Source organism: Octadecabacter sp. R77987, assembly GCF_042466115.1.
In the GTDB taxonomy this organism is placed as follows: domain Bacteria; phylum Pseudomonadota; class Alphaproteobacteria; order Rhodobacterales; family Rhodobacteraceae; genus SW4.
Genome location: NZ_JAXHBQ010000001.1, coordinates 1,837,594 through 1,861,799 on the forward strand (window position 1 = coordinate 1,837,594; position 24,206 = coordinate 1,861,799).

Sequence of the window (24,206 nt, forward strand, 5' to 3'; positions counted from 1 at the left end):
TGTTTCACCCTAAAACGGTGCCTTCGCCGTGATCCGCATCCCCTTGCCCCCGTCAGGATGGCGGAATTGCAAGGTTTCGGAATGCAGCATCATCCGGTCATGGTCACGCGCCGCGCCGGTGGCATAGAATGGATCACCCAAAATCGGATGGCCCAGCGCCAGCATATGCACCCGCAACTGGTGGGACCGTCCGGTTTTCGGCATCAACCGCACCCGCGTTTCCCCACCCCCGCGGCGCACCACGCGCCAGTCGGTCTGCGCCGGTTTGCCCGTCTCATGGCAGACCATTTGCAGCGGGCGGTTCGGCCAGTCCACGATCATCGGCAGATCGACCGTGCCGGTCTTTTCCGCCATCTCGCCCCAGACGCGTGCGACATAGGTTTTTTGGGTTTGGCGTTTTTCAAACTGCAGGCCCAGATGGCGCTGTGCATGGCGGGTCGCGGCAAAGATCATCACACCCGATGTGTCGCGGTCCAGCCGATGCACCAGCAGCGCCGTCGGAAACACCGCTTGCACGCGCGTGAGCAGGCAATCGGCCAGATGTTCACCCTTGCCCGGCACCGACAAAAGACCGGCGGGTTTATCGACCAGAATAACCTCTTGATCCTCGTGTAGGATCACCAGCGGGTCGGTCGGGGGATCGTAGTCACTACTGCTCATGGTCTGCGCCGGAACACCGATAGCAGATAGATCGCCACTGCCGCCCAGATCATCGGGAAGGCAATCGCGCGGGCGCGTCCGAACGGTTCGTCAAACAGGAACACCGCCACCAGAAAGATCATCGTCGGCGCGATATATTGCAGGATGGCGATGGTCGTCAGGCGCAGGCGTTTCGCCCCGTTTGCATAAAGCAACAACGGCACCGCCGTGACCACGCCACATCCCAAAAGCAACCAAAGATCGCTGACCGATGCGGCGAAATGGCTAGCACCTGTGCTTTCCAGCCAGCCCCAATAGACCAGTGCAGGAAACAGCAGGATCAACACCTCTAACAGAAACCCCTGATTGGGGCCGATCGGCAGCGCCTTTTTGCATAGCGCATAAAGCCCCCAAGACAGCGTCAGCCCCAGCGCCACAACCGGCAAACCACCTCGATCATAGGTCAGCACCAGCACCGCGCAGGCGGCCAGCGCGATAGCGACCAGTTGCAGGCGTGTCAGACGTTCGCCCAGAAACACCGCGCCCAGAAACATGCTGAACAGCGGGTTGATGTAATAGCCAAGTGCCGCCTCAAGCGCCTGCCCATTGCCAATCGCCCAAACGTAGATCCCCCAGTTGACGGAAATCAGACCCGCCGTCAAACACCCCAAAAGGATCGTGCGTGGCGACGTCAGTGCGGCGCGAATATCGGCCGTGCGGCCCAGAATGATCAATACCGCTGCCGCAATCGGCACCGACCAGATCACGCGATGCGCGACAACTTCGCTGGGTGGAATATGCGCCACCAGCTTCATGTAAAGCGGCAGAAATCCCCACAGCACATAGGCCGACATGGCAAAGGCCAGACCAGCGGGGCTGTCACCGCTTTGCACGGGTAAGGAGGCGTTGGGATGTCTCATAGCCTCTCATATCAGCGGTAAGGTGGGTTTCAACCCACCTTACGCCTTCACCCGCTCCGATTTGGGATCATACATCGGGCGCAACGATGCTTGGGCGTGCACACGTGTGCCCATCACGTCAATCTCGTAGGCGCTCGCCAGCACGTCCGCAGCACTTTCGCCCTTGGATGGCACATAGCCAAGCCCCATCGCACCGCCCAGATGGTGGCCATAAGCTCCCGACGACAGATAGCCGACAATCTCCCCGTCCCGCAGGATCGGTTCGTTGTGATAAAGCAGCGGTTCAGGGTCCGTGAGGCGGAACTGCACCATCCGCGCGTTCAGCCCCGCGTCCTTTTTGCGCAGCACCGCATCGCGCCCGATAAACGCCGGCTTGTCGGTTTTCACGGCAAAGCCAAGACCTGCCTCAAGCACATGATCCTCGCTCGTGATGTCATGACCAAAGTGGCGGAAACCCTTCTCGATCCGGCACGTATCCATCATGTGCATCCCGCAGAGTTTCGCGCCCAAATCCTGCCCCGCGCCGTGCAGCACCTCGAACACATGCGCGGCCATATCGGCGCTTATGTAAACCTCCCAGCCCAGCTCGCCCACATAGGTCACGCGATGCACGCGGGCGCGGGCCATGCCGATGTCGATGTCCTGCACCGTGCCAAAGGGGTTCACATCGTTGCCGAAATCGGCGGGCGATACGGCTTGTAACAGCCGCCGTGCGTTCGGGCCCATGACAGCCAGCACACCTTCGCCCGCTGTCACATCGGTAATGACCACGTTGAAATCACCCGTGTTACGGCGCATCCATGTTTCATCGGCCAGCCGCGTGGCCGCGGGTGTCACGACCAGATAGGCCGTTTCGGTCAGACGCGTCACGGTCACATCCGCCTCGATCCCGGCGCGGGAATTGAGGAATTGCGTATAGACGATCTTGCCCACCGGCACGTCAAATTCGCCACCACCGATATGGTTCAGAAATGCCGTGGCATCGCGCCCTTCAACGCGGATTTTCCCGAACGACGACATGTCATAGATGCCGACATTTTCACGCACCGCGCGGTGTTCGGCGGCGACATTGTCAAAGAAATTCTGCCGCTTCCAGCTATAAGCGTAAGCTGGGTCTTGACCCAGGTTACTGAACCAGTTTGCACGCTCCCACCCCGCGATTTCGCCCATGACGGCGCCCTGATCCAGCAGGTGCTGATGAAACGGCGTGCGGCGAATGCCGCGCGCCGTGGCCTTTTGCCGATAGGGGAAATGATCGGCGTAAAGCAGACCCAGCGTTTCCTTTGAGCGTTCAAACAGATAGGTCCTGCTGCCCTGAAACGGCTGCATCCGGCTGATATCCACATCCCCCAGATCAAACGGTTTTTCGCCCGTATCCATCCATTGCGCCAGCGCCATACCCGCGCCACCCGCCGACTGGATGCCGATAGAATTGAAACCGGCGGCGACCCAGACATTGTCCATTTCGGGCGCAAGCCCAAGGTGATAGGCATCGTCCGGTGTAAAGGATTCAGGCCCGTTAAAGAACGTGTGAATCCCCGCGTCGGCCAGCATCGGCATCCGGTTCACGGCGTGTTCAAGGATCGGCTCAAAGTGGTCGAAATCCTCGGGCAGTTGGTCGAACTCGAAATCAACGGGGATGCCGTCCATCGCCCAAGGTTTCGCATCGGGTTCAAACGCCCCCAGCAGAATCTTGCCCGCGTCCTCCTTGTAGTAGGCGCACTCATCGGGCACCCGCAGCACCGGCATTTGCGTCAGGCCAGTGATGGATTCGGTCACGATATAAAAGTGTTCGCAGGCGTGCAGCGGCACATTGGTGTTAAGCATCCGGCCTACTTCGTGGCCCCACATCCCCGCGCAGTTCACCACATGATCACAGACGATATGGCCCTGCGCGTCACCGCTTTCCCAATCAACGCCGGTGATGCGCCGCCTGTCGCGCGTGACACCCGTGGCCTTGGTGCGTTCCGCCACCACAGCGCCGTTCTGGCGCGCGCCCTTGGCCAGTGCCAGCGCAATATTGGCCGGATCGCCCTGCCCGTCCTTGTCCAGATAAACGCCCGCCGTGACACCTTCGATATTCAGATGCGGATACATCGCCTTGACCTCGTCCGGCGAAATCTCGGCAACATCAACACCAAAGGCACGTGCCATCGCGGCGGATCGGAAAATCTCCTCGCGGCGTTCATCCGTCAGGGCAACCGTGATCGACCCGCAGCGCTTGAACCCGGTGGCAACGCCGGTTTCAGCTTCAAGGTTTCCATAAAGCTCTTGGCTATACTTCGCCAGCTTCGTCATATTCGCCGTCGCGCGCAGTTGCGCGATCAACCCGGCCGCATGCCATGTCGTGCCACTGGTCAGCTGTTTGCGTTCCAGCAACACGATATCTTTCCAGCCCTGTTTGGCCAGATGATAGGCCACGGAACAGCCAATGACGCCGCCACCAATGATGACAACGCGGGCGTGGGCGGGAAGCGTCATGCCCTGATCCTTTCATTCGCAGGGTCCCAAAGCGGCTGATCTTCCTGCACAACCGCGCGGCACGCCTCGCCGAATATGTTGACTTGTAGTTCCATGCCTGCCACGGCCAGATCAGCCCGCACCATGCCCAGCGCGATGGATGCGCCAACACGGTGGCCATAGGCGCCTGACGTGGTTTCGCCCACAACTTCACCATCATGCCAAAGGGTCGACATATAGGGCGCGTCGCAATCGCCGGCATCAACGATCAGCGTCACAAACCGTTTCGCCACGCCGCGCTGGTGTTCGGCCATGATGGCCGCCTTGCCGGGAAAATCCTGCGGCTTGTCCAGCTTGATGAACCGGTCCAGCCCGCCTTCAAGCAGGGAATAGTCCGTCGACAAGTCACCCTTCCACGCGCGATAGCCCTTTTCGATCCGCAAGGAGTTCAGCGCGTACATACCGAACGGTTTCGCCCCCGCAGCCGTCAGCGCATCCCACATCGCGGGTGCATCATCGGGCGCACAGTGAATTTCCCAGCCCAATTCACCGGCAAAGGACACACGCAAAAGGGCAGCATCTTTGCCTGCGACCTTGCCGTCATGGCTAGTTGTCAGCCACCCTTGCGTCAGGTCATGATCCGTCAGTGGCCCTAGGATAGCGCGCGCGCGCGGTCCCGTGACCAGCAGGCACTCCGCGTCCTGCGTATGATCCGTCACGCTGATCCCGTCTGGCGCACCGGCGACCAGCACATCGAAATCATGCCATTGCGCCACCGCAGCAGTGATCAACCCCACCTCGTCATCCGAATGCACCATCACCGACATCTCCGTCAGGATGCGGCCACGGTCGTCAGGGAAATAGGCCAGTCCAACCCGCCCCGGTTTGGGCAGGGCCGAAGCCGTCAGGCGATCCACCCATGCGCGCGCGCCCTTTCCCGCGACCTTGAAGCGCGAAAAGCCGGTGATCGGGATAATCCCGCAGTGATCGCGCACCGCCTCGCATTCTTCGCGCACGCGGTCCTCCCACGGGCCTTTGCGGGTCCATGTGTGGGTTGCCTCCTCGGAAGTATCATCACCGGATTGCGCGAACCAGTTGGCGCGCTCCCACCCGTTATAGGGGCCAAACACCGCACCTGCATCGGCAAGACGGCTGTGCAACGTGCCTTGTTTCTTGTCGCGCCCCGCGGGCCATTCATGCTGCGGGAAATGCATGGCGTATTCGTGGCCATACACTTCCATCGCCTTTTTGTTGCAGTAGTCCTGATCCGTGTAATCGGTGTAGCGGCGCGGATCGCAGGCCCACATGTCCCACTCGGTCTGGCCTTCGATGATCCATTCGGCCATGACCTTGCCCGCGCCGCCCCCTTGGGTAATGCCAAACGTAAACACACACGCCTCGTAGGCATTGGGCACACCGGGCATCGGCCCCATCAGCGGCAACCCGTCTGGCGCATAGGGGATCGGGCCGTTGATCACGCGACCAACGCCAGCGGTGCCCAACAGCGGGACGCGGGCCATTGCATCCTCGATATACCACTCCAGCCGCTCCAGATCGTCGGGATAAAGCTGAAAGCTGAAATCCTCGGGCATCGGATCGTCCGGCGTCATCCAGTGGCCCTTGCAGTTGCGTTCATAGGGGCCAAGGTTCAGCCCGTTCTTGTCCTGGCGCAGATAGTAGGACGAATCCACGTCGCGCAGCAGCGGCACCTTGCGGCCCTGTTCCTTGGTCCAGGCGGCCAGTTCGGGGATTTCCTCGGTCAGGAAATACTGGTGGCTCATCGTGGCCATGGGAACCGTGCGCCCGCCATAAGGCTTGAACCATTCGCCCACGCGCTGCGCATAATATCCGGCGGCGTTCACCACCTTTTCGCAGCGGATATCACCCTTGTCCGTATGCACGATCCATTCATCGCCGTCACGGGAAACACCGGTCGCAGGGCAGAACCGTTCAATCCGCGCGCCCAGATTGCGCGCGCCCTTGGCCAATGCCTGCGTCAACTGCGCGGGATCAATATCACCATCATCAGGGTCCCAAAGACCGCCTGCCAGATCATGCGTTTCAATGAATGGATAGCGCTCCTTGATGTCGGACAGGTCCATCATCTCAAGGCTTAGGCCCTGATAATTGCCCATGGATTTCGCGCGTTCGAATTCCATCATCCGGTTCTTGTCATGGGCCAGCCGGACCGACCCGGTGACATGGTAATTCATCGGATAATCCACCGCATCCGCCAGCCCCGCATAAAGGCCCAGCGAATAGCGCTGCATATTCATGACCGCCCAGGACGTGCTGAACGACGGGCAATTGCCCGCCGCGTGCCACGTGGACCCGGCCGTCAGTTCGTTCTTTTCCAGCAACACGCAATCGGTCCACCCTGCCAGCGCAAGATGATACAGCGTCGATGTGCCGACGACACCGCCGCCAATGATGACCACACGGGCCGTTGTCGGGAATTCAGCCATTCTCTTGCTCCTCCTGGGGGGTGCTGTCCGTGATGTCGTAGTAATCGCCCTTGTCGGCGGTAAAGATGTGGCGCTCAAGATGCAGGCCCGTGGGACCATCCAGCGCCCCAAGGGCCACGCCGATGTCCGGCTCTCCGTGGCCCTTCCAGAACAGGAACGACCCGCATGTCGGGCAAAATCCGCGCTTGGCCGCATCGCTGGCGGCATACCAGCGCACGTCACCCGAAACGGTCAGATCGTCATCCATCACCTGCACGGCGGCCCAGTAATGGCCCGACATTTTCCGACACTGTGAACAATGGCAGGCAGCCGGATCACGCGCCGCGCCTTTGGCGACAAACGTCACATTTCCACACAAACAGGAACCTTGCAGCATGTTGACTCCTTAATAGACCGGCGGGGCGATGACCCAGATCGCGACACAGGGTTCGTCATATGGATTGATCCAGCGGAACGGCTCGCCGCGCACCCGAAAGCTGTCGCCCCTGGCCAGATGAAACACGCGCCCGTCAATCCAAAGATCAAGACGGCCGCTGATGATATAGCCGACCTCCTGGGTGGCGCGGGTGACGGGCGCATTGATGTCCGAATGGGGTTCAAAGGTGGAATGCACTACCTCGAAATCATCCGTGAGGTCCGGCGACAGCAATTCTTCAACCAGTCCCGCCGTGCGCGACCCGATCGGGCGGCGCGCATTCCGGCGCACGATATAGCCCTGCTCGTCCACGGGCGCAGCTGACCGGAACAGACTGCTGACGGATACATCTACCGCCGCCGCAATATGGCGCAGATCGGTGATCGATGGTTCGGACAAGTCGCGCTCCACCTGACTTAGCCACCCAACCGACCGGCCAAGTTGATCCGCCAGTTCCGCCAGCGTCAGCCCGCGTGCGCGACGCAACGCGCGCAGATCAGCACCCAGTGTGCGTTGGTCGGCAGGAAGATCATGCAGCATCAAACGCTCGTGAAAAAATCAGGTCATTTTTCACGCTGCCATGATTCCATGAAATCGCAAAGCAATATTTCACGGACCGCTGAAAACATCCCGCAAGATTGCCGCCAACGCATCGGCATCCACCTGCGTAAAGGCATCCGGCTGATCACTGTCGATATCAAACACGGCGATGACCTGCCCGGCGCTGTCAAAAACCGGCAGAACCAGTTCCGACCGCGTGGAATTGGCACAGGCGATATGGCCGGGAAAGGCATCAACATCCGACACCAACTGCACCTGCCCCGTGCGCGCCGCCGCACCACAAACCCCGCGGGAAAACGGAATCTGCAAGCAACCGTGCCCGCCTTGGTAGGGGCCGATTTTCAACATCTGCGGCCCCGTCACACGATAAAACCCGGTCCAGTCAAAGCGTGCATCGCTGTGATGCACCTCGCAGGTCACTGTCGCCATCAAGGCAACCGGATCGTCCTCGCCCTCGGTCAGGCTGGCGATGGTTTTGGACAGTGTCGCGTAATCAGGCATGGGCTTAACCTTTGACGGGTTTGGGATTCCGAATTTTTTTGAACACAAGACGGGCAAAGGCGCAATTGAAACGAATAGCCACAAAAGCGCCACGACTCGATCACACAGCCGCCCGAAACCAAGCGCATCCTGTTTCTTGTAGCTGCATAGGCTTCTCCCGGCGGCGCGTGAACAGCCCCCACCCAGTGCGGGCCGTCGGGATACTTCCCCTTTTGCGATCCCACGCATAGGATCGCCAGAAAACAGGGGGCTATATGCGCAATTTCCAACAACCCGGACGATCCGCCGTTTTTGCCAGCAATGGCATGTGCGCCACGTCTCATCCGCTGGCAGCCAAGGTTGCCGTGCAAATCCTTGAAGCAGGCGGCAACGCGATGGATGCCGCGATTGCGGGCGCGGTCTTGCTGGGAATATGCGAGCCGCAATCAACGGGCATCGGCGGCGACTGCTTTGCGCTGATTTCCCCACCTGACAGTGACGACATTATCGCGATGAACGGATCGGGCCGTGCACCTTCGGGCTATGATGCGGATGCCTTACGCGCGGCAGGTCATACCACTGTCCCACTCTATGATGTGGCCGCCGTTACCTTGCCCGGCGCGGTCGATGCAATCTGCCGCCTGTCCAAGGATTGGGGGCGGATCGGGCTGGCCTCGGCGCTCGCCCCCGCGATCTATTATGCAGAATCAGGCGTGCCAATCGCGCCTCGTGTTGCGCGTGATTATGCCCAAGAACACAGCGTGTTGCAGGGCGTGGCCAAGGACGCTTACCTTTGGAACGGCAAGCCGCCAAGCAGCGGCCAAGTGTTCCGCGCGCCCATGCAAGCCGAGGTTTTGCGCCGTGTCGCCACCGAGGGGCGTGCCGGGTTTTACGAAGGCGAAGTGGCCGAGGATCTGGTGAAATCGCTTCAGGCCATGGGCAGTAGCCACACGCTGGATGATTTTGCAAACGTGGCTTGCGATTACACAACACCCGTCAGTGGCGGCTACGCAGGGCTCGAACTGGTTGAACACCCGCCAAACGGCCAAGGTGCCACCGCGATCCTGATCCTGAATATCCTGTCACAGTTTGATCTGGCGGCAATGGACCCGCTGGGTAGCCAGCGCCTGCATATCGAGGCCGAAGCGACCAAGCTTGCCTATGACGCGCGCAACCGCTTTATCGCCGACCCCGATCACACCACCCGCGTCGATCACCTGCTGTCGATGGACACGGCCAAATCACTAGCCGCCCTGATTGATCCCAAACGCGCCCTTGCTGGCGACCTAAAGGGGGCCGAGGCCGTGCACAAAGACACCGTCTATATCACCGTCGTCGATCGTGATCGCATGGCCGTGTCCTTCATCTATTCGATCTTTCACAGCTTCGGGTCGGGGCTGGCCAGCGACAAATTCGGCATCCTGTTCCAGAACCGTGGCGCAGGCTTCACCCTTGAAAAGGGCCACCCGAACGAGGCGGGCGCGGGCAAGCGCCCGATGCACACCATTATTCCTGGAATACTGCGCAAAGACGGGCAAACAATCATGCCGTTTGGCGTCATGGGCGGGGCCTATCAGTCAACCGGCCACGCACGGTTCGTCAGCAACATCACCAATTTCGGAATGGACCTGCAGGCCGCGATTGATGCGCCGCGCGCGTTTGCCGATGGTGATGTGTTGAATGTCGAAACCGGATACGGGGATAACGTGATGCAGGAACTGGCCGATCTTGGTCACAACGTGCAGCGGCCCGCAGGCCCGATTGGCGGCGCGCAGGCGATCCGGATTCACGATGATGTTCTGGAAGGCGCCAGTGATCCGCGCAAGGATGGCTGCGCCCTGGGCTATTAATTCAACTGGAACTGCAGCGGATAGCCGCCGTCTTCAAACGGGCCGAACAGATCGTCCAGATCGGGGTGATCTACGGGTTCGCCGGAATAATCGGCAACAAGGTTCTGTTCGGACACATAGGCCACGTAATAAGACTGATCATTCTCGGCGAGCAGGTGATAGAACGGCTGATCTTTTTCAGGGCGCGCTTCTTCGGGGATGGCCTCGTACCATTCGTCGGTGTTTGCAAACATCGCGTCCACGTCAAACACCACCCCGCGAAAGGGGTGCTTGCGATGGCGGACAACCTGCCCAAGATGATATTTCGCGCGCGATTTCAGCATTAGATACAGCTCCCGTCCCGTTACTAGACGTTTGAACCGTCCCCTGTCCACGCCCGCGCGGTGTATTTCCGGGAAACAGTCTGTGAACACAACCCCAACAGTGCGCCAATCATCGCGCGCATGTTATGACAACCCTGTTTCCAGACAGCTTTTGTTCAGCTAGAATACGCGTAATAAAAACAAAACAAGCGAGAGGCAGATGAGCAAACTCTTTCGCGCGATGATACTACTGGTCTTGGTGGCTGGCTGCGGCAGCAGGGAATTCTCTGCCCCGCGCGAGATCGATAACGCCTGTAGTATCGTGCGCCAGCATCCCGATTACTTGCGCGCATTCCGCGCGACAGAACGCAATTGGGGCGTGCCGATCCCCACCCTGATGGCCATGATCTATCAAGAGAGCAAATTCATCGGCAATAACCGTCCGCCACACCAATATGCGCTGGGTGTGATCCCGACGGGGCGGCAATCCTCGGCCTATGGATACTCCCAAGCGCTTGACGGCACATGGGAAGAATACCAGCGCCAGCATGGCGGGCGCAGTTCGCGCCGCGATGATATCGGTGATGCGACCGATTTCATGGGTTGGTATATGGCGCAAACGGTCACGGAAACCGGCGTGCCCCTTTCCGATACGCGCAACCAATACCTCGCCTATCACGAAGGGCGCACGGGCTATAACCGCGGGTCTTACAACAGCAAGGCATGGCTAGTGCGGATCGCTGGCGAAGTCGCCGACCGCGCCGTGATGTATGACGCGCAACTGCGCAGCTGCAACCGCCGCTAGGGTTCGGAGAATGCGAAAAGGGGCGTCCGGTCGGGCGCCCCTTTCTTGTTACCACTTATCCGATGAAACCGGTCTAGGCGCGGCTCAAGGTAATCGCACCCCACCTCTGCGCTTTCCTAGTTCTGCCAGGCCCGCATTTCAGCCTGAATGTTGAACAGGATGTCACGGATATTGCCGCCTTTGGCCAGATCGCCCAGAATCACCGTTGTCTGGCCACCCACATCATCCGTGATCACCCACTGGCGCAATTCAACCGGATCACCGGTGAACACCAGCTGGATATTGCCGTATTCGGGGTGATCGGGGTCTTGGGCGGTCACGGTCGTGGTCGTGCCGTCACTGGTGTGGCCCGTCACCATGCTTGCGCGGGTCAGATCGACGTTGCGTGCCAGAATAATATTCAATGGCGTCTGATTGAGCGGATACCGGTCCGGCCCGTCATTCGAGCGCGCATCGAAAATCGCAACCTGACCGCCGCCAGCCACAACCAGCGACTGTTCGGGCGGCGCATATTCAAACCGCACCCGTCCGGGGCGCTTGATATAGATCGTGCCCGTCGAAATCGTGCCGTCCCCGTTGATCTGGGTGAACTCGCCCGTCGCCGTCTGCAACTGGTTGAGATACTGCGAGATCGCCCCCAGCGACAACTGCTGCGCTTGGGACGGTGCGGCAAGTGCGGCCAATCCAAGCGGCACAAGCAAGAAAAGAAGGCGTAACTGTTTCATAGACCCTACCTAAGTCGTTCGGGGCATCATTGCATCCCATCAGATAGGGGGAAAGATGGCGCATTACCCCCCGCTAGGCGATATCACGCCGGATGTTATGGGATAGCGATGGGTGCACGCGCCGAAAAACGGGGCCGCAGTGGCCCCGTCCTCTGAACGCTTACTGGCGTTCCGGAATCAGTATCTCGCGCTTGCCCACGTGGTTGGCTGGCGACACGATCCCTTCTTCTTCCATCTGTTCGACCAGTCGCGCGGCCTTGTTATAGCCGATCGCCAGTTTGCGCTGGATATAGCTGGTGGAACACTTGCGATCCTTGGCGACAATGGCCACGGCCGTGTCATAGAGCGCGTCCTCGCCATCGGTGTTGCCACCCAGCCCAAGCACCAGATCAATGCTGCTTTCGGTGTCTTCGTCCGGGCCTTCAACCACGCCGGACATGTATTCGGGCGGGCCGAACCCCTTGAGGTAATTGACGATTTCCTCGACTTCTTCGTCGCTACAGAACGGGCCGTGGACGCGGGTAATTTTCGCACCACCCGCCATATAAAGCATGTCACCCATGCCCAGCAGTTGTTCGGCACCTTGTTCACCAAGGATGGTGCGGCTGTCGATCTTGGACGTCACTTGAAACGAAATCCGCGTGGGGAAGTTCGCCTTGATCGTGCCGGTGATCACATCAACGGACGGGCGCTGTGTGGCCATGATCAGGTGGATACCCGATGCGCGCGCCATCTGCGCGAGGCGCTGGATACAGGCCTCGATCTCCTTGCCGGCAACCATCATCAAATCGGCCATCTCGTCAACGATCACGACGATATAGGGCATCGCCTCGGGGGCGAATTCTTCGGTTTCAAAGATCGGATCACCTGTGTCGTCATCAAATCCGGTTTGGACCGTGCGGCTGAACATCTCGTTCTTGGCCAGCGCATCGCGCACGCGGCCGTTATAGCCTTCGATGTTGCGCACACCCATCTTGGACATCTTGCGATAGCGTTCTTCCATCTCGCCCACGGTCCACTTCAACGCGACCACGGCCTTTTTCGGGTCGGTCACAACGGGGGACAGCAAATGCGGAATGCCATCATAAACCGACAGTTCCAGCATCTTGGGGTCAATCATGATCAGGCGGCATTCTTCGGGCGTCAGTTTGTAGAGCAGCGACAGGATCATGGTGTTGATCGCCACGGATTTACCCGAACCGGTCGTCCCTGCAATCAGCAGGTGGGGCATCTTGGCAAGGTTGGCGACAATCGGATCGCCGCCAATATCCTTACCCAAAGCCAGCGGCAGGCGCATGTTGCTATCGCCAAAGTCGCGGGCGGCTAGAATTTCGCGCAACACAACCATTTCACGGTTTTCGTTGGGCAATTCGATACCAATCACCGACCGACCGGGCACCGTGGACACACGTGCAGAAAGGGCCGACATCGAGCGCGCGATATCATCGGCCAGACCGATCACGCGTGACGCTTTCAAACCGGGTGCAGGCTCAAGCTCATACATCGTCACAACGGGGCCGGGGCGCACCGACACGATCTCGCCCTTGACGCCGTAATCATCCAGCACGCTTTCCAGCATCCGCGCATTTTCCTCAAGCGCATCATCAGACAGGTGATGGCGTTCCACCGTGTCAGGGCTGGTCAGCAGGCCAAGCGGCGGAATTTCATATTCAACCTGCTTTTCCTCGAATTGTAGGGCGGGCTGCGCTTCGGCTTTGGCCTTCTGGCTGGGCTGCACAGGCTTTTTCACCGGATGCTGCACAACCTTGCGGGCTTCTGGCGCGGCGAAAACCGGCTGCGCGGCAACAGACATTTCGGGGGCCGCCTCGAAGTCATCCTCGATCACATCCGTATCCATCGGCGCTTCGGCAAACGCGGCCATGACGGGGGGTTCCGCAGGCAGACCTTCGGGCGTGCGGTTGGTATCAAGCAACAGCGGATCCGGGCCACGGCGACGCGCAAGCGTGGGTTCGACACGGCCAACGGGGGCGGCAGGTTGCGGTGCAGCCTGCATCGGCTGGCGCACACGGCTGCGGATCACGTCACTGATCTTGCTCTTGATCCGGTCTTCGTCATGCGGTTGTTCGTCCAGATTAACACTAAGACGCGGTTCGACCAGCTCAGGTTCGGGCATGGTTTCGCGCTTGCGCAGCGAGGGCATCAACCCGCCCAGCAAACCACCCGATTGCGGTTCAGCGGCGCGTTCCGGGGCGGCCAAGGGCGCGTCCCGTGTCGGCATTGCGGGCGCGGCACGCACCACAGCGGCCACGCGGGCCGCTTCGCTTTTCGGATCAGGCACAGCGCGGTATGCAGCGGCTTCTTCTTCGGCTTCGGCGCGTTCGGCGGCAGCCTGCGCACGGCGGGCCTGCACGCTTGCATAGGTCCCTTGGGCGGCGCGCATCGATGCAGACGCCCCCTGCCCCAACAGGCGCAACAACAACGCATAAAGCATGATGAAACCGATCAACAGGAACCGGCCCAGCACCTTGATCTCGCGCCAGGTAAAGCCCAGCACAAACGCACCCAGCGCAACAACCGACACGCCGCTGATGAACGACATCAGCTTGACACCGAATGCGGCACTAAACGGCACCACGGTCAGGGCCATCGCCAGAACCGTATCACCAAACAGACCACCCAAACCAAAGCTGTGATCCCACCCGGCACCCGGCGCCAAAGTCGCGGCATAAACGGCCAGCACGGCAACTGCGATCGGTGCGAAAATCAAGCGGCCCAGCGCGCGTTCTTCGCCGTGATGCAACGCCAAACGTGCACCCCAAGCAACCAGCGTCACCGGTATGCCCCAGGCGCCCCAGCCAACAATCATGAATATCGGCGCAGCCACGGATGCCCCGAAACGGCCCAGCCAGTTCTGCACAGGCGCATCGGTGGCCGACATCCAGTTGGGATCATCGGGGTGATACGACACGATCATCATTGCGGCCAACACACCCAGCACGATCAGCCCAAGCCCCAGCAGTTCCTTGCCACGCTTTTCGATGGCCGCCTGCATGTTGCTGTCCAGCAATGGGTCGCGCTGTCGTGTCTGATAAGCCATGTTTTCGTGCCTCGCCTTAAACGTACAAACAGTCGCGGATCTGGGTCAGACCGCGCTGCATTTCTTGTGTTGGGGCCACCATCGCAACCCGAATGAATCCCGCGCCGGGGTTATGTCCCCCGACGTCGCGGCTTAGATATGCGCCGGGCAAAACCCGCACGCCTGTTTCTTTCCAAAGCCGCAGTGCTGCATCCTCGCCGTCATCAACGGGTAACCACAGAAAGAACCCCGCTTCGGGGCTGGAATAGCCATCAATGTGGCCCATAATCTTGTCGGCCACCTTGTATTTCTCGCCATAAAGCGCACGGTTTTCGATCACATGCGCCTCGTCGGCCCAAACCTTTTCGGCCACGCGCTGCAAGGGCAGCGGCAAGGGCGCGCCCGCATAGGCGCGCAACTGCCGCATCCGCGCGATACTTTGCACGCCACCAGCAGCAAAGCCAGACCGCAAACCGGGCAGGTTTGAGCGTTTTGACAGGGAATGAAACACCACGACCCGCTCCGGATCAGCGCCCATCTTGGCCGCAACTTCCAGCGCACCGGCAGGCGGGGCATCGCGGTAAATCTCGGAGTAGCATTCATCCGCAAAAATGCGGAAATCATGCTTTTCAGCCAGCGCAATCAGATCACGCCAGTAATCTTCGCCTGCGACAGCGCCCTGCGGATTGGACGGGCTACAGATATAAGCGATCGCCGTGCGATCCAGAATTTCAGTGTCTAATGCACCGTAATCGGGCAAGTTCCCGCTGTCCGGCGTGGCGGCCACATAAACAGGCTCGGCCCCCACAGACAGGGCTGCAACCGCATAAACCTGATAAAACGGATTCGGTGTCAGGACTACAGGGCGCTGACCATTCTTCGTTTCGGGGCACAGCGCCATCGCCGCATTATAAAGCCCCTCGCGGGTGCCGTTCAGCGCGATAATCTGGTCGGGTGCGACACTCACACCGTAACGTGTGTTCAGCCAGCCAGCGATAACCGCCAACAGCTCGGGCGAGCCTTCATTTGGCGGGTATTTCGCAAATTCACCGACGTGTTTGGCAAGGATATCACCAACCCAGACAGGAAAATCATGCTGCGGTTCACCGATCGTCATGGCAATGGGATCGCCGCCCGGTTCATGGACGTCAAGCAAAGCCCGCAAACGCGGGAACGCATAGGCCGGTAGGTTCGAAAACCGCTCGGGGTACAACATCGCTGCCTCTGGTTACGGGATCATTTGTGTCCCGCTTTTGTTCAAAGTAGCGCGCAACGCAGGGCGCTGTCCAGAAAAACACCGCGATATTTAGGGGTTGCAGGGTGCGATTGTGTCTTTTGGGTCAGGCGGTCAGGCCAAAACAGCCGCGACCGCAGCGCCAAGGCGCAGCAAACGCGCCTCTGAATCCGGCGCCGTATTCAGCATAAGACCCGTGCCCGGCTGGCCTGTTGGCACCGTTAACGCTGCCAATCCCATCAGGTTCGCCACCCGCGTGTTGCGCAAAGTCAGCAGGTTTTGCGCCTTGTAAAACGCGTCATCGCTGGTCAAACGGTCCAGATTGGGAGGCATATTTGCCGCTGTCGGGCAAATCACGGCATCAAACCCCGCTGTCGCCTTTGCATAGGCCGCGCGGATCGCATGCAGCCGCGTCCAGGCGTGCAAATAGTCGTGCGCCAGCACATCACGCCCCGCCCGGACACGTTCCAGAATCTGCGCAAACATCTTTTCGGGTGCGCCTTCAACCCGTTCGCGCCAGTTCGCATAGGCATCCGTGGTATAAAGAATGGCCGACAAATCAAAGGCTTCGATCAATTCAGGCACTTGGGCACGCACAATATCAACACCTGCGTCCTGCAACCGTTCAATCGCGCTTTGGTATGCGGCGGCGGGTTCTGGCGCGATGTCATCCATCACAATCGTGTCCAGCGCCACGAACCGCGCACCGGTCAGGTTCGCCCCTCGCAAATCGGCAGGTTTCGCCCCCTCAAGCACGGCCAGCATCATCGTCGTATCCTCGACCGTGCGGCAAAGCGGCCCTACTGTGTCGAACGTCAGGCACAGCGGCACGACACCTTGCAACGACAACCGCCCATGGGTGGTTTTCAGCCCCACCAGATCGTTCCAAGCGGCCGGAATCCGCACCGACCCGCCCGTATCCGACCCGACCGCCGCTGCCGCCAGCCCAAACGCAACCGAGGCCGCCGCACCCGACGACGACCCGCCCGGCACCGCGTCCGCATCGTTAACGCAAGGCGGGGTCGCGGTGATCGGGTTATACCCCAACCCGGAAAACGCGATTTCCGACATGTGGGTCTTGCCCAGACACACAAGGCCCGCCGCCGTTGCATTGCGCAACACCACGGCGTCCCTGTCCGGCACACGCCCTGCCATCAGCGCCGTGCCTGCCTCGGTTGCGACACCTGCCGTGTCAAACAGGTCTTTCCAAGACACCGGCACGCCATCAAGCACCGACAGCCGCTGACCGGCCTTCGCCCGAACAGCCGCTGCCCGCGCTTCGGCCCGTGCGCGATCATGCGTCACCCGCGCATAGATACGGTCGCGCAAAGGGTGGGCGTCAATCGCATCCAGATAGGTGTCGGTCAGCGCCACAGCATCAATTTCACCCGCGCCAATCCCGCGGCCCAAATCCGCCGCCGACATCCACAACCAGTCTTGCATAAAAGCCCCCGTTTTGCTGCAGGGTAGCGGCCAAGCAGCGCATGGACAATCCCGCGCGCGGCGTCTTATGCAGGGGCATGACACATGACACAGATATCGCGATCGTGGGTGGCGGGCTGAACGGGCCCGCCCTCGCGCTTGCCCTTGCCCAAAGCGGTTTTCGCGTCACCGTGATTGACGCGCTGCCACTTGATACGCGGCAGAACCCCGGTTTTGACGGGCGCGCCTATGCGCTTGCGCTTGCCTCGCAGCGATTGCTGAAAAACCTTGGCGTTTGGGGGGCTGTCGCCGGTCACGCCCAACCCATGTTGGAAATCAAGGTCACTGACGGGCGCGCGGGCGAAGGGCCAAGCCCGTGGATGCTACATTTCGATCATGCCGAAATCGAAGAAGGGCCGATGGGCTATATGGTCGAGGACCGTCATTTGCGCCGCGCCTTCCTTGATGCGCTGGCAGCTGATAACCGGATCACGCAGATCGCCAGCGAAACCGTGGTCGCACAACACATTGACGCAACGGGCGTCAAAGTCACGCTCGCATCGGGCAAAACGCTGACCGCTGCCTTGCTGATCGGATCAGACGGGCGGCGCAGCGGGACGGCTGAACGTGCCGGAATCACGCGCACGGGATGGAGTTATGGGCAAACTGGTGTTGTCTGCGCTGTCGCCCATGAAAAACCCCACGGCGGTATCGCGCACCAGTTCTTCATGCCGCATGGCCCTCTGGCGATCTTGCCGCTCACGGGCAATCGCAGTTCGATCGTCTGGAGCGAAACCGACGCCCGTGCCGCAGAATTGACCGCGATGGATGATGCCGGTTTTCTGAACGCCCTGCGCCCTGCCTTTGGCAGTTTCCTTGCTGAAATCTCGCTCGCGGGGGCGCGGTTCAGCTATCCGTTGAACCTGACGCTTGCCGACCATTTCATCGCCGACCGCGTGGCGCTGGTGGGTGACGCCGCCCACGGGATGCACCCGATTGCAGGCCAGGGGCTGAACGCAGGGCTGCGTGATGTGGCCGCGCTGGCCGAGGTGCTGTCAGACGCCCGCGCGCGCGGCGAAGACATCGGCGGCGCGCAGGTCATGCAGCGCTACCAGCAATGGCGGCGGTTCGACACGGCCACGCTTGCCGTGGCCACGGACACGTTCAACCGTCTGTTTTCAAACGACAACCCGCTGCTGCGCGGGATCCGCGACATCGGCATGGGCGTCGTCAACGCCATCCCCTCGGCGCGACGCTCCTTTATCCGCGAGGCAGCAGGCCTTAGCGGCGACTTGCCCCGCTTGATGAAAACCTGACGGCCCTGACCCGCGCCATCCGGCGCGAACCTAGGCCCCGGTTACGCGCGGATGCGCGTGCTCGTGGCCTGCGCCGGTTTGGGGCGCACGACAACGGCAGGGGTTTCGGACCGGTCCCAATACACTGGATTGTTCAGGATATCAGGTGGCAATCTGTCATGGCAGAACCTGCGCCGCCGCTGCATCTTGATTTCCACAAGGGCATCAAGCCCCACAGGATTCAACTGCCCCGACAGATACCCTGCGCGCAATTCATCTTCACGCAGTTTCAGCCGCCGTATTTGGGCACGGACCTGAGACAGTTCATCAGCAGGATATAGATTCTGGATCATGGCAACCTCCGCCCCGATCATGGGGGCAAAGTGGTTAACCGCTTGCTAATCCAGCTCGCGCGCTTCATCGACCAGCATTACGGGGATACCGCCGCGGATCGGATAGGCCAGATGCGCGGCTTTGGACATCAGCTCCTGGCTTTCAGCATCATAGGTCAGCGGCCCGTGGGTCTGCGGGCAGACCAGCGCCTCAAGCATTTTGGGGTCGAACGCGCGCGTGTCTGTCATTGCATGATCTCCTCGTGGTCGCCACCACGCATCGCAAATTCGATCAGCGTGAACAAGGTTTCGCGGCGGGTCGACAAGGATGGCGCTTCCAAAAGGGCCTGTTTGTCCTCGGGGTCAAACGGGCAAAGCATGGACAGGGAATTGATCAGCAATTCGTCGTCCGCCTCTTTCATACTGTCCCAATCGGTCGACAGCCCGCGCTCTTCAAAGAACCGCTCCAGCAGGTCCATCAGCTTGGCGCGATCAAAGTCGGGGTCTTTTTCGTCCGGCCCCAGATCACGGCCAAATCCGTCCCAGGACACATCGCAACGGCGATAGGGCGTAAATCCTTCCACCGCTTGCTGGATGCGAAACCGCGATATGCCCGACAGGGTGATCATATAGCGCCCATCCTCGGTTTCCGAAAACGCGGTGACGCGGCCCGCGCAACCGATGCCATGCAGCTTGCCGGCACCCTGCGGCCCGTCAAAGGGCTGCACCATCCCGATCAGGCGCGCAGGCGTTTTCAGCACATCGTCCAGCATCGCCAGATAACGGGGCTCGAACAGATGCAGCGGCAGGCGCGAGCGCGGCAAAAGTAGCGCGCCGGGCAATGGAAACACCGGAATCGTTTCGGGTAGGTCAATCTCTGTGATCATGTCCCTAACCTAGCCTGCAAAACCCGTCAGGCAAATATCATCGACGACAGTTTGCGCCGCCCGTTCAACGCGACCGGATCGGTGGGTTTCAGCGCATCGAAGATCGTGAACAATTGCGTTTTGGCAGCCGCATCATTCCAATCGCGGTCCCGGCGGAACAGTTCCAGCAATTCTGCGACCGCGCCTTCAACGTCACCGGATGCATGCAACGCCGTTGCCAGATCGAACCGCGCTTGATGATCATCCTCGTTCGCAGCGACCGCCGCGCGCAAATCGTCCAGCGGGCCAGCGTTGGCCGCCTGACGCGCCAGATCAATCTGGGCATGGGCCGCTTCGATTTCGGGCGCTTTGGAAATCTCGGCGGGCGCACCGTTCAACACGGCCTCGGCCTGATCTACCTGATCCAGTGCGATATGCGCGCGGGCAAGCCCGGCAAAGGCCGCGGCGTTATTGGCATCTTCTTCCAGAATCGCGGCAAAGGTTTCGACAGCATCGGCCGCTTCACCTTCGGCCAGCATCGTTTCGGCAGCTTCCAGCGCGTCGGCCAAACCGTTGTCCTCTTCGCCGCCAAGATCGGCGACCTTATTCACAAAGGCCTCGATCTCGGAAGGGGGCAGCGCGCCTTGAAACCCGTCAACCGGCTGGCCCTGATAAAACGCGTAAACGGTGGGAATAGACTGGACCTGCAACTGGCCTGCGACCTGTTGGTTCTGATCCACATCGACCTTCACCATCTTCACGCGCCCGCCTGCTTTGGTCACTGCCGCCTCAAGCGCGGGGCCAAGTGTCTTGCACGGCCCACACCACGGCGCCCAGAAGTCGACGATCACCGGTACTTCTTTACTGGCTTCGATCACGTCCTGCATGAACGTGGCATCGCCGCCGTCTTTGATCAGGTCTGTTGCTGGCGCATCCGCGCGCGTATCACCAAGGTTGAGCATATCCGCCCCCATCAATTGCTGTGTTGCGCCCTATATGGGCTGTGATGACCCAAAGGCCAAGGGGCAGGCTTTACCCAATTCGAATGGCGACATACCCTTGCGTAAAACAGGGGGGTCCGATGCCGACACTTTTGACTTTCGGCGACAGCAATACGCACGGCCAAGTGCCGTTCCGCGACACACGCGACTATCAGCGATTTGATGCGCTAACCCGCTGGCCCGCATTAGCAGCCCGTGCCCTTGGTGAAGACTGGACCCTGATCGAGGAAGGCTTGCCGGGCCGCACAACCGCAATGCCCGACCCGGTTATGGGCGCGCATATGGACGGGCGCGAGGGCTTGAAAATGGCGCTGGCCAGCCACGGCCCGATCGACTGGCTGACGATCATGTTGGGGACCAACGACAGCAAGGCGCGCTTTGGTGCATCGGCCGAAACAATCGCGGCCGGCTTTGCTGCGCTGGTCGATATCGCGACCCAAGAAGACATCCGGCAACGCCATGGCGGCTTTGATATTCTGCTGATCTGCCCGCCTACTTGTGTCGAGGCGGGCCTGCCTCGAGGATGAATTCATCGGCTGCGAAGCGAAATCGGGCGCACTTGCGCCCCTGCTGGCAGTCTATGCCAAAACGCGCGGCCTGCGTTTTCTGGACGCGGGCGGGCATATCGCAGTCAGCCCGTCAGACGGTGTGCATTTCGAACCTGAAAGCCACGCGGTATTGGCCCAAGCGGTGGCCGCGGCGATTGCTTAAAGGTCAAACGTCGCGAAAACCGGCGCGTGGTCGCTGGGTTGCTGCCATCCGCGCACATCGCGCAAGACGCGGCTGGAATGGGCCGCATTGGCAATATCCGGCGTGGCCCAAACATGATCAAGGCGGCGGCCCTTGTCGGCCCCGTCCCAATCGGCGGCGCGATAGGACCACCAGCTATAAAGGTTGCCCTGCGGAATATCCTGACGGGTGATATCAACCCATTTGCCCGCGTCCTGCGTCTGGGCAAGGTGTTCAACCTCGACCGGCGTGTGGCTGACGATTTTCAGCAGCTTCTTGTGATCCCAGACGTCATCTTCGCGCGGGGCAATGTTCAAGTCCCCGACAAGAATGGACTTTTCCGGCGCGTTCGCGTGGAAATGGTCGCGCATTTCCGTCAGGTAATCCAGTTTCTGCCCGAACTTGTCGTTGATCTCGCGGTCAGGCTTGTCACCGCCTGCAGGGACGTAGAAGTTATGCACCGTCACGCCGTTTTCCAGTCGTCCCGCGATGTGGCGGGCATGGCCAAGCGAGGCAAAATCCTCGGCCCCGACTTCTTCAATCGGCAGCTTCGAGAGGATCGCAACACCGTTATACCCCTTTTGGCCCCGCGCGACATAATGGGTATAGCCCAGCGCAGCAAACGCTTCCAAAGGCATCTTCTCCACCGGACTCTTGCACTCCTGCAAGCACAACACATCGGGCATTTCCTCGGTCATCAACCGCGCCACCAACCCCTCGCGCAGACGCACCGAATTGATGTTCCAGGTGGCAAGGGTGAATGACATCGGGAGGCTCCTGATTGGGTTTCGCGCGAAGCATAGCAGCGGGATTGGGGAGTGAAAGGGTGAGGGGGGAGGATTCTACTGAATGGCCGCTTTGAGCCCAACCTTCCCATTCGTCAGGACGCAGCGAATGGCTGCAAAAGATGGGCGGGTAGCTGGCAGCATACTTACTTCGCTTGAACCGAGTCATCAGCCAAATACGCATGCAACCCATCTAGCAACGCGCTCCATCCGTGCTTCCGACCCTCCGCACCGTCACTTGGAGGAATAACGCACATCTGTTCTTTGTAGTTTAATCGAGTTCCGCCGCCTTCGTCTTCAAAAAGAACCGTCGCAAGTGAAACCGTGTGGACCGTTCCGTTCATGGCCATGGAGTAAGCGTAGACGATGCGGGACTTTTCCTTGATCTCGAAAAACGTCGCTTCTTTCGTGTGTTCGCCCATGTCATTGCTGAAAGCTCCGCGTTCGACACCCCCGACACGAAAGTCCATCTCGGTGAGGCCATTCCCGAACCATTTGGACTTCATCTCGCGATCAGCCCATGCCGCCCAGACGTGGTCACGGCAATTCGGATAAATGCGTTCTATTTCAAAGCTGTCTGCACGTTGCTGTTCATCAGTCATTCCAGGTCTCCGTTTTGAGGAATTCTCCGAGGCGATCCAATTCGCTTTCGACACGGGCACGATGCAGACTTGCCCAGTCTTCAACCTGCGCCAAGGCATTCGGTCTGAGTGCAACGGTTCTCACACGGCCCTTTTTTATTGAGCGAACGACCCCCGCCGCTTCCAGCACCTTGAGGTGCTTCATGAACGACTGACGCGTCATTCCGTGCGGTTCGGCCAAGGATGAGACCGAAGCAGGGCCCTCAAGCAGTTGGGACACAACAGCCAAACGTGTTGGGTCAGAGAGCGCCCCGAAGATGGTAGGGAGGTGTGACGAATAGGTAGCCATGAGGCTGCATAACGCGAGCCTTTCTGAGAGTCAATAAAGGTAGCCAACTAGCTGCGTATTAGCAAAGCGGACCTTCCGCGGATGACGGCTTTGTCCCGCAAAGCGGACACCCAGGGCAGAAAAAAGCCCCAGCCAAAAGGCCGGGGCGAAGTCCAACAGGGAGGTCGGTGATTTACCCCATCACCACGGGGAACGCTTACTTGATAGGATACACCCGCATACCGCGATTTGATCCAGATCAAGCAACCAGACGATATCCGCCGCTTTCCGTCACAAGCAGGCGGGCGTTCGACGGATCGGGTTCGATTTTCTGACGCAGGCGGTAGATGTGGGTTTCCAGCGTGTGGGTTGTCACACCCGCATTATACCCCCAGACCTCGTGGAGCAGAATGTCGCGGGCCACAACACCTTCGGTCGCGCGATACAGGAACTTGAGGATATTCGTCTCTTTTTCCGTCAGGCGGATTTTCCTGTCCTCGTCCGTCAGCAGCATCTTTTGCGCCGGTTTGAAGGTATATGGCCCAAGCTGGAATACCGCATCTTCGGACTGTTCATGGGTGCGCAGCTGCGCGCGGATACGGGCCAAAAGAACGGGGAATTTGAAGGGCTTGGTGACATAATCATTGGCACCAGCATCAAGGCCCAGAATGGTGTCGCTGTCGCTATCATGGCCCGTCAGCATCAGGATCGGGCACTTCACGCCCTGTTTGCGCATCAGGCGGCACAATTCGCGGCCATCCGTGTCGGGCAGACCCACATCAAGGATCACAAGATCATACAGCGCCTCTTTGGCGCGGCTCATCGCTTCGGAACCGTTTCCAGCCTCGAAGACATCGAAATCTTCGGTGATGATCAACTGTTCGCTCAGCGCCTCGCGCAGGTCCTCGTCATCATCGACGAGCAGGATTTTCTTGAGTTGTGCCATGACAGCCTCCGGGTTTGTTGCATTACAG

At 60.0% G+C, this 24,206-nt stretch carries 25 protein-coding genes; 5 read left to right on the plus strand and 20 right to left on the minus strand.

The window, feature by feature from the left end; all coding sequences use genetic code 11:
• Window positions 1–9: 9 nt before the first annotated feature.
• The 7 genes from SJY21_RS09350 to SJY21_RS09380 form a co-directional block, all read right to left on the minus strand.
• Complete coding sequence (locus SJY21_RS09350) at window positions 10–660, minus strand: RluA family pseudouridine synthase (protein ID WP_377509400.1); 651 nt, start codon at window positions 658–660, stop codon at window positions 10–12.
• A complete protein-coding gene (gene rarD, locus SJY21_RS09355) occupies window positions 657–1,559 on the minus strand; it encodes an EamA family transporter RarD (protein WP_377509403.1) in 903 nt (300 codons plus the stop codon). Before rarD ends, SJY21_RS09350 begins: the two co-directional genes overlap by 4 nt.
• Before the next feature lie 39 nt (window positions 1,560–1,598).
• Window positions 1,599–4,040, minus strand: coding sequence for an FAD-dependent oxidoreductase (locus tag SJY21_RS09360; RefSeq protein ID WP_377509406.1), 2,442 nt, complete (start codon window positions 4,038–4,040; stop codon window positions 1,599–1,601).
• The gene (locus SJY21_RS09365) at window positions 4,037–6,484 is read right to left on the minus strand and encodes an FAD-dependent oxidoreductase (RefSeq protein WP_377509409.1); all 2,448 of its coding nucleotides are present in this window, start codon (window positions 6,482–6,484) and stop codon (window positions 4,037–4,039) included. Before SJY21_RS09365 ends, SJY21_RS09360 begins: the two co-directional genes overlap by 4 nt.
• On the minus strand, window positions 6,477–6,860 hold the full coding sequence (locus tag SJY21_RS09370) for a GFA family protein (protein WP_377509412.1): 384 nt from the start codon (window positions 6,858–6,860) through the stop codon (window positions 6,477–6,479). Before SJY21_RS09370 ends, SJY21_RS09365 begins: the two co-directional genes overlap by 8 nt.
• Window positions 6,861–6,869: 9 nt before the next feature.
• Entirely contained in the window at window positions 6,870–7,439 is a 570-nt protein-coding gene (locus SJY21_RS09375; protein ID WP_377509415.1) for a helix-turn-helix domain-containing protein, read from the minus strand.
• A 69-nt stretch (window positions 7,440–7,508) separates the two neighbouring features.
• A complete protein-coding gene (locus tag SJY21_RS09380) occupies window positions 7,509–7,961 on the minus strand; it encodes a GAF domain-containing protein (RefSeq protein ID WP_377509418.1) in 453 nt (150 codons plus the stop codon).
• A 254-nt stretch (window positions 7,962–8,215) separates the two neighbouring features.
• Between SJY21_RS09380 and SJY21_RS09385 the strand changes: the two genes are divergently transcribed.
• Window positions 8,216–9,790: a gamma-glutamyltransferase family protein gene (locus SJY21_RS09385; protein ID WP_377509421.1), complete on the plus strand. Its 1,575-nt coding sequence runs from the start codon at window positions 8,216–8,218 to the stop codon at window positions 9,788–9,790.
• Here SJY21_RS09385 and hspQ read toward each other — a convergent pair.
• Window positions 9,787–10,113, minus strand: a complete 327-nt coding sequence (hspQ, locus tag SJY21_RS09390; RefSeq protein WP_377509424.1) for a heat shock protein HspQ — start codon at window positions 10,111–10,113, stop codon at window positions 9,787–9,789. The genes SJY21_RS09385 and hspQ overlap by 4 nt on opposite strands.
• Window positions 10,114–10,312: 199 nt before the next feature.
• On the opposite strand from hspQ, the gene SJY21_RS09395 reads away from it, so the two are divergent.
• Window positions 10,313–10,897, plus strand: a complete 585-nt coding sequence (locus SJY21_RS09395; RefSeq protein ID WP_377509427.1) for a lytic transglycosylase — start codon at window positions 10,313–10,315, stop codon at window positions 10,895–10,897.
• 116 nt (window positions 10,898–11,013) lie between these two features.
• Here SJY21_RS09395 and SJY21_RS09400 read toward each other — a convergent pair whose 3' ends face one another.
• The 4 genes from SJY21_RS09400 to SJY21_RS09415 form a co-directional block, all read right to left on the minus strand.
• Entirely contained in the window at window positions 11,014–11,622 is a 609-nt protein-coding gene (locus SJY21_RS09400) for an outer membrane lipoprotein carrier protein LolA (RefSeq protein WP_377509430.1), read from the minus strand.
• Window positions 11,623–11,782: 160 nt separating this feature from the next.
• Window positions 11,783–14,680: a DNA translocase FtsK 4TM domain-containing protein gene (locus SJY21_RS09405; protein WP_377509433.1), complete on the minus strand. Its 2,898-nt coding sequence runs from the start codon at window positions 14,678–14,680 to the stop codon at window positions 11,783–11,785.
• A gap of 16 nt (window positions 14,681–14,696) precedes the next feature.
• A complete protein-coding gene (locus SJY21_RS09410; protein WP_377509436.1) occupies window positions 14,697–15,875 on the minus strand; it encodes an aminotransferase class I/II-fold pyridoxal phosphate-dependent enzyme in 1,179 nt (392 codons plus the stop codon).
• Window positions 15,876–16,007: 132 nt separating this feature from the next.
• Window positions 16,008–17,336 carry an amidase gene (locus tag SJY21_RS09415; protein ID WP_377509439.1) on the minus strand — a complete coding sequence of 443 codons (1,329 nt, stop codon included), beginning with the start codon at window positions 17,334–17,336 and terminating at the stop codon, window positions 16,008–16,010.
• 41 nt (window positions 17,337–17,377) lie between these two features.
• On the opposite strand from SJY21_RS09415, the gene SJY21_RS09420 reads away from it, so the two are divergent.
• Window positions 17,378–18,631: a UbiH/UbiF/VisC/COQ6 family ubiquinone biosynthesis hydroxylase gene (locus tag SJY21_RS09420; RefSeq protein WP_377509442.1), complete on the plus strand. Its 1,254-nt coding sequence runs from the start codon at window positions 17,378–17,380 to the stop codon at window positions 18,629–18,631.
• Window positions 18,632–18,672: 41 nt separating this feature from the next.
• Here the strand turns inward: SJY21_RS09420 and SJY21_RS09425 are convergent, their stop codons facing one another.
• Genes SJY21_RS09425 through trxA form a run of 4 tightly spaced genes read right to left on the minus strand, consistent with a single transcriptional unit; the run spans window position 18,673 to window position 20,770 of the window.
• Window positions 18,673–18,963, minus strand: coding sequence for a hypothetical protein (locus SJY21_RS09425; protein ID WP_377509445.1), 291 nt, complete (start codon window positions 18,961–18,963; stop codon window positions 18,673–18,675).
• 45 nt (window positions 18,964–19,008) lie between these two features.
• Window positions 19,009–19,191, minus strand: a complete 183-nt coding sequence (locus SJY21_RS09430; protein ID WP_377509448.1) for a Trm112 family protein — start codon at window positions 19,189–19,191, stop codon at window positions 19,009–19,011.
• Window positions 19,188–19,829: an LON peptidase substrate-binding domain-containing protein gene (locus SJY21_RS09435; protein ID WP_377509451.1), complete on the minus strand. Its 642-nt coding sequence runs from the start codon at window positions 19,827–19,829 to the stop codon at window positions 19,188–19,190. The genes SJY21_RS09430 and SJY21_RS09435 overlap by 4 nt, the downstream gene beginning before the upstream one ends.
• A 26-nt stretch (window positions 19,830–19,855) precedes the next feature.
• Window positions 19,856–20,770: a thioredoxin gene (gene trxA, locus SJY21_RS09440; RefSeq protein WP_377509454.1), complete on the minus strand. Its 915-nt coding sequence runs from the start codon at window positions 20,768–20,770 to the stop codon at window positions 19,856–19,858.
• 119 nt (window positions 20,771–20,889) lie between these two features.
• On the opposite strand from trxA, the gene SJY21_RS09445 reads away from it, so the two are divergent.
• Together SJY21_RS09445 and SJY21_RS09450 are read left to right on the plus strand one after the other, a co-directional pair.
• The gene (locus tag SJY21_RS09445; protein ID WP_377509457.1) at window positions 20,890–21,336 is read left to right on the plus strand and encodes a GDSL-type esterase/lipase family protein; all 447 of its coding nucleotides are present in this window, start codon (window positions 20,890–20,892) and stop codon (window positions 21,334–21,336) included.
• On the plus strand, window positions 21,308–21,520 hold the full coding sequence (locus SJY21_RS09450; protein WP_377509460.1) for a hypothetical protein: 213 nt from the start codon (window positions 21,308–21,310) through the stop codon (window positions 21,518–21,520). Before SJY21_RS09445 ends, SJY21_RS09450 begins: the two co-directional genes overlap by 29 nt.
• On the opposite strand, the gene SJY21_RS09455 is transcribed toward SJY21_RS09450, so the two are convergent.
• From SJY21_RS09455 to SJY21_RS09470, 4 genes are all read right to left on the minus strand, one after another.
• A complete protein-coding gene (locus SJY21_RS09455) occupies window positions 21,517–22,305 on the minus strand; it encodes an exodeoxyribonuclease III (RefSeq protein WP_377509463.1) in 789 nt (262 codons plus the stop codon). The genes SJY21_RS09450 and SJY21_RS09455 overlap by 4 nt on opposite strands.
• A gap of 164 nt (window positions 22,306–22,469) precedes the next feature.
• Window positions 22,470–22,925 (minus strand): SRPBCC domain-containing protein, encoded by a 456-nt coding sequence (locus tag SJY21_RS09460; RefSeq protein ID WP_377509466.1) that lies wholly within the window; start codon window positions 22,923–22,925, stop codon window positions 22,470–22,472.
• Complete coding sequence (locus tag SJY21_RS09465; protein ID WP_377509469.1) at window positions 22,918–23,253, minus strand: ArsR/SmtB family transcription factor; 336 nt, start codon at window positions 23,251–23,253, stop codon at window positions 22,918–22,920. Before SJY21_RS09465 ends, SJY21_RS09460 begins: the two co-directional genes overlap by 8 nt.
• A 238-nt stretch (window positions 23,254–23,491) precedes the next feature.
• Window positions 23,492–24,178, minus strand: a complete 687-nt coding sequence (locus SJY21_RS09470) for a response regulator transcription factor (protein WP_377509472.1) — start codon at window positions 24,176–24,178, stop codon at window positions 23,492–23,494.
• Between the last annotated feature and the right edge of the window lie 28 nt (window positions 24,179–24,206).

Coding starts and splice junctions, on each gene's coding strand:
- SJY21_RS09350 (WP_377509400.1), bottom strand. CDS start 660: ATGAGCAGTAGTGACTACGATCCCCCGACCGACCCGCTGGTGATCCTA.
- rarD (WP_377509403.1), bottom strand. CDS start 1,559: ATGAGACATCCCAACGCCTCCTTACCCGTGCAAAGCGGTGACAGCCCC.
- SJY21_RS09360 (WP_377509406.1), bottom strand. CDS start 4,040: ATGACGCTTCCCGCCCACGCCCGCGTTGTCATCATTGGTGGCGGCGTC.
- SJY21_RS09365 (WP_377509409.1), bottom strand. CDS start 6,484: ATGGCTGAATTCCCGACAACGGCCCGTGTGGTCATCATTGGCGGCGGT.
- SJY21_RS09370 (WP_377509412.1), bottom strand. CDS start 6,860: ATGCTGCAAGGTTCCTGTTTGTGTGGAAATGTGACGTTTGTCGCCAAA.
- SJY21_RS09375 (WP_377509415.1), bottom strand. CDS start 7,439: ATGCTGCATGATCTTCCTGCCGACCAACGCACACTGGGTGCTGATCTG.
- SJY21_RS09380 (WP_377509418.1), bottom strand. CDS start 7,961: ATGCCTGATTACGCGACACTGTCCAAAACCATCGCCAGCCTGACCGAG.
- SJY21_RS09385 (WP_377509421.1), top strand. CDS start 8,216: ATGCGCAATTTCCAACAACCCGGACGATCCGCCGTTTTTGCCAGCAAT.
- hspQ (WP_377509424.1), bottom strand. CDS start 10,113: ATGCTGAAATCGCGCGCGAAATATCATCTTGGGCAGGTTGTCCGCCAT.
- SJY21_RS09395 (WP_377509427.1), top strand. CDS start 10,313: ATGAGCAAACTCTTTCGCGCGATGATACTACTGGTCTTGGTGGCTGGC.
- SJY21_RS09400 (WP_377509430.1), bottom strand. CDS start 11,622: ATGAAACAGTTACGCCTTCTTTTCTTGCTTGTGCCGCTTGGATTGGCC.
- SJY21_RS09405 (WP_377509433.1), bottom strand. CDS start 14,680: ATGGCTTATCAGACACGACAGCGCGACCCATTGCTGGACAGCAACATG.
- SJY21_RS09410 (WP_377509436.1), bottom strand. CDS start 15,875: ATGTTGTACCCCGAGCGGTTTTCGAACCTACCGGCCTATGCGTTCCCG.
- SJY21_RS09415 (WP_377509439.1), bottom strand. CDS start 17,336: ATGCAAGACTGGTTGTGGATGTCGGCGGCGGATTTGGGCCGCGGGATT.
- SJY21_RS09420 (WP_377509442.1), top strand. CDS start 17,378: ATGGACAATCCCGCGCGCGGCGTCTTATGCAGGGGCATGACACATGAC.
- SJY21_RS09425 (WP_377509445.1), bottom strand. CDS start 18,963: ATGATCCAGAATCTATATCCTGCTGATGAACTGTCTCAGGTCCGTGCC.
- SJY21_RS09430 (WP_377509448.1), bottom strand. CDS start 19,191: ATGACAGACACGCGCGCGTTCGACCCCAAAATGCTTGAGGCGCTGGTC.
- SJY21_RS09435 (WP_377509451.1), bottom strand. CDS start 19,829: ATGATCACAGAGATTGACCTACCCGAAACGATTCCGGTGTTTCCATTG.
- trxA (WP_377509454.1), bottom strand. CDS start 20,770: ATGCTCAACCTTGGTGATACGCGCGCGGATGCGCCAGCAACAGACCTG.
- SJY21_RS09445 (WP_377509457.1), top strand. CDS start 20,890: ATGCCGACACTTTTGACTTTCGGCGACAGCAATACGCACGGCCAAGTG.
- SJY21_RS09455 (WP_377509463.1), bottom strand. CDS start 22,305: ATGTCATTCACCCTTGCCACCTGGAACATCAATTCGGTGCGTCTGCGC.
- SJY21_RS09460 (WP_377509466.1), bottom strand. CDS start 22,925: ATGACTGATGAACAGCAACGTGCAGACAGCTTTGAAATAGAACGCATT.
- SJY21_RS09465 (WP_377509469.1), bottom strand. CDS start 23,253: ATGGCTACCTATTCGTCACACCTCCCTACCATCTTCGGGGCGCTCTCT.
- SJY21_RS09470 (WP_377509472.1), bottom strand. CDS start 24,178: ATGGCACAACTCAAGAAAATCCTGCTCGTCGATGATGACGAGGACCTG.